7 protein-coding genes are annotated in these 11,225 nt (G+C 59.9%); 3 read left to right on the plus strand and 4 right to left on the minus strand.

Features of this window, described 5'->3' with window-relative positions; all coding sequences use genetic code 11:
• Window positions 1-6: 6 nt before the first annotated feature.
• Complete coding sequence (locus OHL12_RS06485; protein WP_263413012.1) at window positions 7-267, minus strand: acyl carrier protein; 261 nt, start codon at window positions 265-267, stop codon at window positions 7-9.
• A complete protein-coding gene (locus OHL12_RS06490; protein WP_263413013.1) occupies window positions 237-2,084 on the minus strand; it encodes an HAD-IIIC family phosphatase in 1,848 nt (615 codons plus the stop codon). The genes OHL12_RS06485 and OHL12_RS06490 overlap by 31 nt, the downstream gene beginning before the upstream one ends.
• Window positions 2,085-2,193: 109 nt before the next feature.
• Here OHL12_RS06490 and OHL12_RS06495 point away from each other — a divergent pair, with 109 nt between their 5' ends.
• Window positions 2,194-4,056 carry a hypothetical protein gene (locus OHL12_RS06495; protein ID WP_263413014.1) on the plus strand — a complete coding sequence of 621 codons (1,863 nt, stop codon included), beginning with the start codon at window positions 2,194-2,196 and terminating at the stop codon, window positions 4,054-4,056.
• 256 nt (window positions 4,057-4,312) lie between these two features.
• Here the strand turns inward: OHL12_RS06495 and OHL12_RS06500 are convergent, their stop codons facing one another.
• The gene (locus OHL12_RS06500) at window positions 4,313-7,378 is read right to left on the minus strand and encodes a TonB-dependent receptor (RefSeq protein ID WP_263413015.1); all 3,066 of its coding nucleotides are present in this window, start codon (window positions 7,376-7,378) and stop codon (window positions 4,313-4,315) included.
• Window positions 7,379-7,636: 258 nt separating this feature from the next.
• Between OHL12_RS06500 and OHL12_RS06505 the strand changes: the two genes are divergently transcribed.
• The gene (locus OHL12_RS06505) at window positions 7,637-9,802 is read left to right on the plus strand and encodes a M20/M25/M40 family metallo-hydrolase (RefSeq protein ID WP_263413016.1); all 2,166 of its coding nucleotides are present in this window, start codon (window positions 7,637-7,639) and stop codon (window positions 9,800-9,802) included.
• Between the two features lie 63 nt (window positions 9,803-9,865).
• Window positions 9,866-10,564, plus strand: a complete 699-nt coding sequence (locus tag OHL12_RS06510; RefSeq protein ID WP_263413017.1) for a GntR family transcriptional regulator — start codon at window positions 9,866-9,868, stop codon at window positions 10,562-10,564.
• A gap of 13 nt (window positions 10,565-10,577) precedes the next feature.
• Here the strand turns inward: OHL12_RS06510 and OHL12_RS06515 are convergent, their stop codons facing one another.
• On the minus strand, window positions 10,578-11,192 hold the full coding sequence (locus OHL12_RS06515) for a D-sedoheptulose-7-phosphate isomerase (protein ID WP_263413018.1): 615 nt from the start codon (window positions 11,190-11,192) through the stop codon (window positions 10,578-10,580).
• Between the last annotated feature and the right edge of the window lie 33 nt (window positions 11,193-11,225).

Raw genomic sequence — 11,225 nt, forward strand, 5'->3', positions numbered from 1 at the left:
CCTTGCCTAGGCCTTGACCTGCCGCGACTCCAGCTTGTACTCCAGAACGCCCGCAAGTTGGCCCACGTTGTGCAACGACTCCAATTCCGCGCTGTTGAACTTCACACCCATGCGTTCCTCAATGGCAACGATCAGCCCGATGTGCGCCATGGAGTCCCAGCCGTCGATGTCTGCGGCCGTAGTCTCCGGAGTCAGCGTCAACGTATCGTCGTCAAAAACCTCTCGGAATATCTCCGTCAGCTCGCGGTACAGGTGTGGGTTGTCCATGTCTTTCCTCCCTTGATCGTCATCGGTACGTCGCGCGAAGCATAGCTATCCAGCCACAGTTCCCATCGCGTTGCGTCCTCTTGTTGGCCCAGTGCTGCAAATCCCAGCCGCTGATAGTGATCGCGTACCATGCCATTTTTCGCGGTGGGTCGGTACGTTCCTACAATGCGGGTGCAACCCATCGCGCGGGCCTGCTCCACCAGCACATTTAGCGTAGCTTCTTCCACGTTACGTCCCAGCACGCGGCAGCTCATCAGCCACGTCTCCATATCCAGCGTAGCCGAGTCGGCGAGTCGTCCCACCAACAGTGCGATCACGCCATTATCGCCATACACGTCCGACAGCCGCAGTTGCAGGGTGAGCACCGACGGATCGTCCAGCATCGCCGCGACCTCCGCCTCCGTGTACCGACGCGTCGTCAGATTGAATTGGTTGGTCTTGTTCATCAGCTGAACAATGCGCTTCAGCCCGATGGAATCGAAGGGGCTCCACGTCAGCTCCATCTGCAGCGCCTGCAGGAATCCACCCATGTCCGTGGTTGATCGACGCAGATTCTCTCGCTCTGCATTCGAGCGATATAGCTCAGCGCGGGCACGGTCCTCGGCTGTAACCTCCAGGGCCTCGAAGTATCCCGCCGCCGCCAGCGTACCCACATACCCGGAAGGGTCTTCCGGCAGTTCCGGCACAGCAACCATGGGCAGCTCGCGGCGTACCAGCGCTCGCTCTGCCGGGTTGTCGTCCACGAACACCAGCGAGTCCAATCCGATGTTCAGGGTCTCCGCGATGTACCGCAGGTTCGTTGCCTTGTCCTGCCAGTTGGCCACAAAACAGGCGATGTGCTTTCGACGCAGCACCATCTCCAAGTGATCCGCGAATGGCGCCAGGGCGTTCGCCTCATCATTCTTCGAACAAACCGCAAGGATGATGCCGCGCTCTGAAAGCTGCAAAGCATAGCGTTGCAGCGCGACATGCGCTTCACCCACTGCGCTTCCCTGCCCCAGCACAATGCCTTCCATGCCGTCGTCTCCGATCACACCACCCCACAGGGTGTTGTCGAGATCGAGCACAAGGCACTTCGACGATTTGCCCCGCAGCGCTGCCAAGATGCGGCCGACCTGCTCTCCGTACAAATCCGAGACGCGGGGATGAACCTCCTGCTTCGAGCGGTTCCAAAGTGCAGGTTCAAACCAGCGGGAGAGGCCGTCAATGGCTGCCCACGTATCCACCGTGAGCAGATACACACCTTGTGCCTCTGCTTCGGAACGCAGAAGGCGATTGACGCTCTCCACCACCGATGCCGGCGACTGCGGGAGTCGGCTTTCCTGATTACCCATGACCGGCCAGTGCACGGGCAGAACGGTCTGCTGGACGACAACGCATCCCAGCATTTCCTTTACGGCCCGCCACAGTTCGCGCAGGTCGGCAAGCACCTGTTCCGCACGGCCTTCCCCACCGCTTGCCGCTACGTGATGCGCGTCCAGCGCAAGGCACACCACATCGGGTCGAAACGCATGCAGTCCTGAGCTAACATCCGCAGCCTCCTGCCGGTACATGCCGAATGCGTTCTCGTACACATCCACCAGGACGCCGTGCCGCAACGCACCCACTCGCACCCCGGCATGCAAGTGCCCCAGCGTGGATGACCCCAGGAGCGCCAGGCGAACTACCGGCAGGCCCGGCAGGTTGCCGTGCGCGGACCGATAACGCTGCACGGCCTTATCAAGCCTGCCGGCCCGCACAAAGTCCATGCGCGTATTGGCGAGCTGTTGGAAGGTGCTTGCCGCAGAATGAGGCTCTTGCGTTTCCGCAAGCCTCAAGCGATCTACCCAGTCCTGCTGCTCAGGAAGCCACGACAAATTAGACAACCGCACTCCGTACAAAGAGATATGAGATCAACGCTTGTTATACTCCCACTCGGACGCGGGATTGCCCCAGGCAACCACGCCCCTGTCGCTTCTTAGCGGCACTGCTTCGCTCGCGGGCAAGACACCGCCTGCACAATTATTGTTCATCTTCCCCACGGTGTATACGTGGCAGAAAACTGCTTTTGCGAGTGCGTCGTGCAGGGAATTCCAGCATGCTTGGGCTTTTCATAACGCACGAGTGCCGTGCACTTCACACAGCAGGACAGCGACATTCTCTATGCAACAACCTGATGATTCGCCATTCGCCTTGGCGCGAAATGACAAGGCATGGATGGCTGCCGGCTTTTTCTTGTCTTTGTCGGTAGCGTACATATTCGGCAGACATCGGATCTTCTGGGAAGACGAAATGCTCGGATGGATGCTGTTGCACGATCCTTCCTGGTCCCACATGATCTACGCCTGGAAGCAAGGGGCCGACGGCGGCGGATTCTTGTTCTACCTGCTTGGTCGCGGGTGGTTTGCGATCTTCGGCGCGTCCGATCTCGCCTTTCGCCTTTTTTCCGCGACGTGCTTTGGTGCGGCCTTCTGCATTACGTGGGCTGCAGCACGGCGCTTCTACAGCGTCGGTGCCGTGGCCTTCGCAATGTTCAACACCTGGTTTTTCAGCCCATCCATCGTCACGCACATGGCCGAGGGCCGATTCTACGGCCTGCTCATGCTGAGCACCTCCCTTGTGGTGGCTCTTGCCTTTCGAATTCACGGACAGGAGGCGATTGAACATCGAAGCACACGGACGAGCATGGGTCTCTGTCTGCTTACGTTCTTTTTGCACGGTCTACTCACCGCCAGCCACACGCTTGGCATTCTGTACAGTGCGGCTTTGCTGCTGGGCGCCATCGTGCTTGATGCTGGCCGCCGCCGCTTTCAGTGGCCACTTTATGCGGCTGCTGCGGCATCCTGGATTCTGTTGCTCCCGGAACGCACGGCAATACGAGCCTCAGCCCAGGTGGGCAAGCCCTGGTTTTGGACACGGCCTCCAGGCCCGCTCCGCTTCATCGGCGCCTTCACCAGCTTCTCGCGAGAGATTACGGTGTTGCTGTTTGTCATGTGCATCCTTGTTTTCGCCTCACAAAATCGGAGCGCAAGACAGACGATCTCGGCAGTCGCGCAAGCGTTCAGCAAACGACGGGCGGTGTATGTCGTTGTTGGCGCGCTCTGCTTGGTCCCGGTCGGCATGGCGATCGGTTCTCACATCGGCACCTCTCTGTTCATAGACCGCTATCTGCTTCCGCTCAACATCGCTACCGCGCTGATTACGATGGAGCTAGTCCACCTGGTGAACTGGCATAACCTCCGCCTCGGGCCCGATTCCGGTAAATATGTGCGGCCTCTGCGTCTTGCCGCTGGCGGTCTCTTCGCGTTGGCTCTGCTGTACAGCGTATTCGTCGATCTGCGCCAGCACCCGATCCAGTCCTCCAACTACACAGACCGGCTCACCGCACAATTACCTAAAGGCGCTCCGGTCGTCTGCGAAGACGCGTGGGCTTTCACCGAGCTTATCGGCAGGCAGCACAGCTCCGGTGTGCTCTACACCTACCTGCTGGACTGGCCTCAAAGCATCCGGTCCGACGCTCCGCGCCTGGAAGTCACGCAATACCACCTCATGGAGAACTGGAAGCGTGTCGGCTACTTCTCCGGATCGATCTATACGCGTGATGATTTCCTGCAACACCATGATCGCTTTTTCGTCCTCACGCGCCAGATCACACCAGCCGACCGCTTCGGCCGGTTCATCGGCAACCCGTTGGCAGAGAGATTTGCCCACACGCCCGGCTACCAGGTCAGGATGTACGCCAAGGGCGACCCACACAACCTCGAAGATCCGAACGTCTGGCTAGTATGCCGGGAGAACTGCAGTCCTTAGTGACTCGTTAAGGAGCTGGCCTACGCGGTACTTCTGAGCAAGGGACGTCTCTTCGTAGCCCGCAAAACCTGCGCGTCTTCAATCGGATTGGCACACAGCGACACCACCGCGAATGTATCGACACCGTCTTCCGGACGTCGCTGCGGGCGCCATGCTGTTGTGCCTTGCGCCCGAAGTATATGTATTGGCATGTACGCACGAAAAAAGAGCGGCACCCCTAGGGAGTGCCGCTCTGGACCGGATCAGTTCAGCACAACTAGAAGATGATCTTGCCAATGACCTGAAGTTGGCGCGATGACCCCAGATCGCCCACCGGGAAGCGCGTGGACGAAATGACACCCAGGCTCGTGGAACCCACTACAGCGGAAGTTCCCGGGTTTCCGAAGCTGGGATGGTTAAAGATGTCGAACGCATCGGCACGCAGTTGGAACTTCACCCGCTCTGTGATGGCAGTGTTCTTCTCGATAGAGAAGTCTGTATCCGCAAATCCGGGCCCGCGCAGCGCGTTACGGGCTAGGTTGCCAAAGCCCGTCGCGGGCAGTTGGAACGTGCAGTTCGTCGCGGGCGCCGCACAGACCGATGGCGTGAACCACTGCACCGTAGACGCAGACGTCCGTGTCTTCGTGTACTGCACAGGGGCCAGCAAGTTTGGGTGCAGCACACCTGACGTACCGGTAAACGTCGACGAAGTGGTCACGTTTAACGGATTACCCGTCTGCCACTGCGAGATGCCCGAAAGCTGCCACCCTTCAACCAAGCGGTTGCCCTTGAAAGGCAGTTGGTAAACAGCATTGAAGGAGATGCGGTGAGTCGTGTCGAAGTCTGAAGGACCGTAGTTCAGGTATGGCCGCGTCGCATCCTGCAGCACGGTACCGCTGAGCGATCCAGTGTCCAGCGACTTTGAGTAGTTGTAGTTGAAGTTGAAGTTCAAGCCGCTGCGGAACGCCTTGCGCAAGGTGAACCACATGGCGTTGTAGTTCGACATGCCCACAGAGGACACCTGCGTGATGTTCACACCGCTGATGTTTGCGTTCGGGGAAATCGGGCTGTTCGCCGAAACGGTACGGAATGGCCGCACTCCTGCAGCGTTCGGCTGATTGATATTCAGCGGGGTCCGCAGATGCTTGCCGACAGAACCGTAATACCCGATGGACGAGGCCACGCCAAACGGCAGTTCCTGCTGCACGTTGAAGTTGAAGGTCTCGGTGTACGCATTCGACAAGTCGCGCTGCACGCCTGTGATGCCAATGCCCGAAGCACCCGCCGCATTGTAAAGACGATTTAAGGGAATTGTCACAGTGGCGCTGCTATACGTAACGCGGTTGGCGAACGGCGGATTGCCATTCAAGCCGCTCACCACATTTGTCTCCGGCTGGTCTGCCATGAAGCCGTAGGCTCCACGCACCACCGTCTTGTTGGTCCCGAAGACGTCGTAGGCGAAGCCCAGGCGCGGCTCGTAGTTGTAGTTCTGTTTGTAGGGGCTGTTGCCATAGCCATTCGTGCCCACACGATACAGAGAGGCTGTGGTCGTATCGAATACGACCAGCCGATTGGCGCCGTCCACCGGCGCTCCGTTCCATTCATAGCGGAAACCAAGCTCCGCGGTGAGGTTGGGTGTGATCTTCCAGGAGTCCTGTACAAAGCCGCCGACAGCGTTGACATACAGGCGGTTCGACGTCCGGGTAGGTGTAATGCTGAAACTGTTGGCGCGGCCCGTCTGAAAATTCGCGACCGTGTTAAAGCCGATGGTGCCGGTGTCCTGGGAGAAGTTCACGTTCAGGAAGCGGCGGAACTCACCACCGAACTTGATGGAGTGCTTGCCCACGGTGTACGTGGCGGTGTCTGAGAAGATGCCGAGCGTGTCGAAGCGGCCTTGCGGAAAGCCGGAAGGTCCACCGAAGTTGAGGCCCGGCCCGGTGATCGTAATCTGCGGGATGCCGTTGGGTCCGGTTGTACCGGTAGCCAGGCCTAGTGTAGTCGGGTCGGTCGTGACGTTTGGATTGAAGGCGATGGCTATGCGATTGAAGCCGAGTCGTGCCTCATTGACCAGCCGTGGCGAGAAGACGTGGGTTTCGTTCAACGTGAGGATCTGACGCGTCGCAGCGCGATTGTCGCCGAACCCGGGCACAGAATCACCCTGCAGCGTCGGTTCAGTACGCACGTCCTTCTGCAACGCATAGAAGCCGTGCAAAGTATCGCTGGGTCCGAACGTATGGCTGATGTCGATCGTGCCCTGGTCCGTATTCACCGGGCCTGCCGCGGTGCCGATAAATCGTGCACCCGTTGTGTCATTCGCAAGTGGGATATAGGCAAGCAGACGCTGCGCCACCGGATCAGTCACAGCCGCACGCTGCGCTGCGGTAAGGACACCACTGTTCAGCGCCAACCCCTGCGACTGCCGCAGGCCTTCATAGCTCGCAAAGAAGAACGTGTGATCGCGCCAGATGGGACCACCCAGCGCTGCGCCGAAATTGTGACGCTTTAGCGCGGGCATGCGAGTGCCGGCAGGGCTGAAGTAATTGCGCGCGTCCAGGGCTTCGTTGCGGATGTAATCGAACACTTCGCCGTGGAACGCATTCGTGCCGGAGCGCGTGCTCACGTTCACCACGGATCCCGAGGACCGGCCATACTCCGCGGAAAACGTCTGGTTGTTGATCTTAAATTCAGATGTGGTGTTGATCGAGGGCTGGAATGTGATCTGGTTCTGCACCATGTCATTCAGGTTCACGCCGTTAATCTGGAAGTTCACGGAGTCTTCGCGATTGCCCGCGGTCACAAACGAGTTCGCTCCCAATCCGCGGCTGGGCGAGGTCAGGCTTCCGTTCGCCGGCGCAGTCACGCCACCAGGGGTCAGCACGGTCAGGTCCAGGAAGTGGCGTCCATTCAGCGGCACCTCCTGCACCGTCACGCGGTCGATCACCTGTCCGACCGTGATGGACTCCGAATCAATCAGTGCAGCCGTGCTCTCTACCTGTACGGTTTCGCCGGACGAAGAAATCGTAAGCGGCGCATCCAGGTTGGCGTGTGCGTCCACGGCCAGCGTCAAGCGCTGCACGGTGAACGTGCCGAAACCCGTGGCCGTCACGCTCACGGAGTAGTCGCCGGGTGCCAGCGAAGGCGCTACATACTGGCCCGCTCCGTCGCTGGTGAGCGTGCGCTCTACGCCGGTACCCAAGTTGCGAATCACCACCTGCGCACCGGGTAGAGCGGCGCCGGAAGGATCTTTCACCGTGCCGGACAGCGTTGCGGTGGATTGTGCAAAGGTCAAAGCGGGTGCTGCCAGAACTGCTGCCAGAGCGAGGAACGGAATGCGCTGCTTCATGGTGCCTCCTGAGATCAACGAGCTTCGTGCGGGTACAGAACATCGCTGCGGAGTCTGGCAATGTTGCCAGACTTCCGCAGTCGGAATCTGCCATGTACGTTCTTTACCGCCGGAGTCTGGACCGGGCGGGTGTTGACGCAATTGCAGCACCGTCGCCTGGAGGGGCCCAAGGCTAGGCGCGTAACGAAGTGGTTAGTGCGTAAGATATCAGATACCAACGCTACGTTCATCACACATTCATTCCGCAGGGAGATGTTCATGCGCCGATTCGTCGTCACCGCCGCTCTTCTGCTGTCCACTGTTGCGGCTGCAGCCCAGGTGCATCCACCCACCGACGAGCTGCCGTGGCTGACTAATACAGTCGCGGTCACCGGCTACGAATCCACACTCTCCGCACGGATCGCTGAAGCATTGAAAGACATGCACCCTCAGCGTGACAGCATGGGCAACGTCTCTGTGACCTTCGGCACGGGTGCACCGCACCGCCTGATTGCCACACCCATCGATGAGCCAGGCTATGTCGTCAGCCGCATCGAACCCGACGGCTACCTACGCGTCCAGCGCCTTCCGCAGGCGGGCCTGCCGCCGCATTACAACGAGATGCAGAACGCGCAGCAGATGCTGATCACTGCACGTAAGGGTGCCACCGTGCCCGGAGTGATCGCGGGGCTGTCCATCCATCTCACACCGGGACGAGCGAACGTACCTGACCCGGACGATCTGGACAATCTCTACGTGGACATCGGCGCACGTTCCGCTGCTGCCGTTGCAAGCAGCGGCGTCGATGTCCTGAGTCCTCTGGCAGCAGATCGGGCGCTGCTCCGCGTAGGCCCGCATGGGTGGGCCGGTACGGCCGTCGGCGACCGTGTGGGCGCTGCGGTCCTGTTACAACTAGCGCACGTGCTGGCCGCGAAACCCGGCACCGGTACGACCACCGTCGCGTTCGTCACACAGCAGTACGCCGGTTCGCGCGGTCTCACGCGCATCCTGCAGAGCACTCTGCCACAAGAGTTGGTCTATGTGGGGCGCGGTCGCAAGGACGCAGCCTCCGCAAAAGCCTTACCGGCACCACTGGGCGCCGGCACCGTTCTCTTACAGGCTGCATCCGCGCCCGCCGCAGACTGGCTGGGCGATACCGCCCTGCACACGGCAAGCGCTGCCCCGTTTCTGATCCGCGGATACGGCACCGCGATGGCGCTGCCCGCGCATGCCGCACATCTCGGCGTGCCGATGCAGTATCCACTCACAGCGGGAGAAATGGTCGATGACCGGGACCTCTCCGCACTGCTGCAGACGCTGCTGCGCTATGTCGGTGCAACGGCCTCCGTCGCTTCGCCAACACCTGCCGTCGCCATGGCGGAGCCTGCACTGCCTGCCCGGCCATCCACACCGCCTGAGCTTGCAGCGGTGCTCAAGACTCTGACGGAAACCTATGGCGTCAGCGAAGTAGAAAAGCTGCCCCGCGAAGCTGTTCAGCAACTACTGCCGCCTTGGGTAAAGCCGGAGACGGATTCTGCCGGCAACCTGATCGTTCGCTTCGGAAACGGCAACAAGCCGGCTGCCATGTTCATGGCACACACCGATGAACTTGGCTTCCGCGTGAAAGCCATCAACCCTGACGGCACACTCGATCTCGACAACAAAGGCGGAGGCTCACCGGCCTTCTTTTGGGGCCACCCCGCCCTGATTCACACCGCCGCTGGCATGCGCGGTGCAGTCGTAGCTTTGCCGGACAACTTCGATTCCAGCACCTTTCACTTTCCTGCCGACTTCCGCGTTGCGGCGCGCCTCAATGTTGGAGCCGCAACGGCTACAGATGTCGAGGGCATGGGCATCAAAGTAGGCGACTTCGTCACCATCCCTAAGCGACTCCGAACACTTCAGGAAGGTCGAGTGTCCGTTCGCAGCCTGGATGATCGCGTAGGATGCGCCGCCATGGTGGAGGCCGTGTGGGCCTTGGGCAAAGACTTTCACCGAGACGTGACCTTTGTGTGGTCCACACAGGAAGAACTCGGCTTGTTGGGCGCCGCAGCGTACGCCAAGTCGGCGAGCGAGCACGGTGCGATCCCGCAAACCATCTTCGCCATCGATACCTTCGTTTCTTCAGACACACCGCTGGAGTCGCATCGCTTCGCTGAGGGCAAGCTGGGAAACGGCTTCGTCATCCGCGCGATCGACAACTCCAACATCGCACCCTGGGCTGATGTGCAGCGTGTGCAGAGCGTCGCGCAGAAGCACGGCATCCCCGTGCAGTACGGTGTGACCGGTGGCGGAAACGACGGCGCAGCCTTCGTTCGATATGGAACGACAGATGTCGCCCTGAGTTGGCCGCTGCGCTACGCGCACTCTCCAGCGGAAACTGTGGACATGCGCGATGTGACTGCTTTGACCAACATTGTCACGGAACTCGCGAAAGAGTGGTGACCCGTCGAAGTCCGAACGCCCCTCTAGAATGGCTCACAAGACAGAAGGAGTTCGAGGTCAGCCTTGAAGAAATTGCAGGTATCACTCAGCCTCACGGAGCAGGCTCACGAGAGTATCAAGCACTACATCCTAGCGAAGAACCCTGGGGCGGATGTTCGCCTGACAGAGACGTTCTTTGCAGACCAGCTTGGCATCAGTAAGTCCCCAGTACGCGAGGCGCTGAACTCCCTGCAGAGCGAAGGCCTGGTTCGCATTGAGCCTCGCCGCGGCGCCTACGTTCATCGGTTCTCTGCAAAGGAAATCGGCGATTTGTACGATCTGCGCGAAGCACTGGAGTCGTTCGCGGCGATGATTGTGCCGATCACACCGGACCTTGTCAGCACGCTGCAACAGAGCGTAAAGCGCACGGAAGATCTGCTGGTCTCTGGCCACAAAGCTGCCTATATCGACGAAGACATCTTCTTCCACCAAAGCATCGTGGCTGCCACCGGAAATCTGGAACTGCTGCGGGTCCACAACAATCTTCAGGACAAGCTCTGGCTCTGTCGCTGTCAAACGTATCGCCTCACCTCGTCCGACACACCGTCCGCTCACCGCGCAATCGCCGAAGCTATCGCACGTCAGGATCGGGAGCAAGCCAAGAAGGAGACCAGCGATCACATCCGCTTCGTTCGGAGTGCTCTGCTAGAAGCCTGTCAGATGACGTCAGATGGCGAACAGGCTCAACTCACCACATCTCTGGAACCCGGGTCGCCGAGATAGGTCTCCTTCCAATCTACGGCTGGAAGAATTCCTCCTCCAGCATTCTCGACAGGCAGTGGTACACGGGAAGATGCAGTTCCTGCACCTCATAGGTTTCCGCAGCGGGTACCCGCAGGCAGATGTCGCAATGCTCCTTCAGCGCCCCTCCTGAAGAGCCCGTCAACCCAATGATCTTCAGACCGCGTGCTCGCGCCACTTTCGCGGCCTCACACACGTTGCGCGCATTTCCAGAAGTGCTGATGCCGATGAAGATGTCTCCCGGACGGCCGAGCGCCCATACCAACTGCGCATAGATCAAAGTCGGATCGACGTCGTTGGCGAAGGCCGTAGTGAAAGCGGGAAAACCGGTGAGTGGAATGCAACGGATTGCCCCTTGCAGGCGGCCCGCAATTGCCTCGTCGAGTCCAGTGCGTTCCGCCGCACTGAGAGGCCGAGTCCGACAGAAGCCTTTCAGGAGCTCCCCCGCCCAGTGCTCTGCGTCTGCTGCGCTGCCACCATTCCCTGCGATCAGCAAAACCTTGTCTGCCGCGTGTGCCTGTCGAAGCATGTCGAAGGCGTCTCGCATTGCACGGGTGAGAGCGACAAGTTCAGGCCGGCGCCGGACAAGTGTATCGAGATGCTCACTCATAATTCGCGCTCAACATTCCAGATTGCTACCGTG

The organism is Terriglobus aquaticus, from assembly GCF_025685415.1.
Taxonomy (GTDB): domain Bacteria; phylum Acidobacteriota; class Terriglobia; order Terriglobales; family Acidobacteriaceae; genus Terriglobus; species Terriglobus aquaticus.

Coding starts and splice junctions, on each gene's coding strand:
- OHL12_RS06485 (WP_263413012.1), bottom strand. CDS start 267: ATGGACAACCCACACCTGTACCGCGAGCTGACGGAGATATTCCGAGAG.
- OHL12_RS06500 (WP_263413015.1), bottom strand. CDS start 7,378: ATGAAGCAGCGCATTCCGTTCCTCGCTCTGGCAGCAGTTCTGGCAGCA.
- OHL12_RS06505 (WP_263413016.1), top strand. CDS start 7,637: ATGCGCCGATTCGTCGTCACCGCCGCTCTTCTGCTGTCCACTGTTGCG.
- OHL12_RS06515 (WP_263413018.1), bottom strand. CDS start 11,192: ATGAGTGAGCATCTCGATACACTTGTCCGGCGCCGGCCTGAACTTGTC.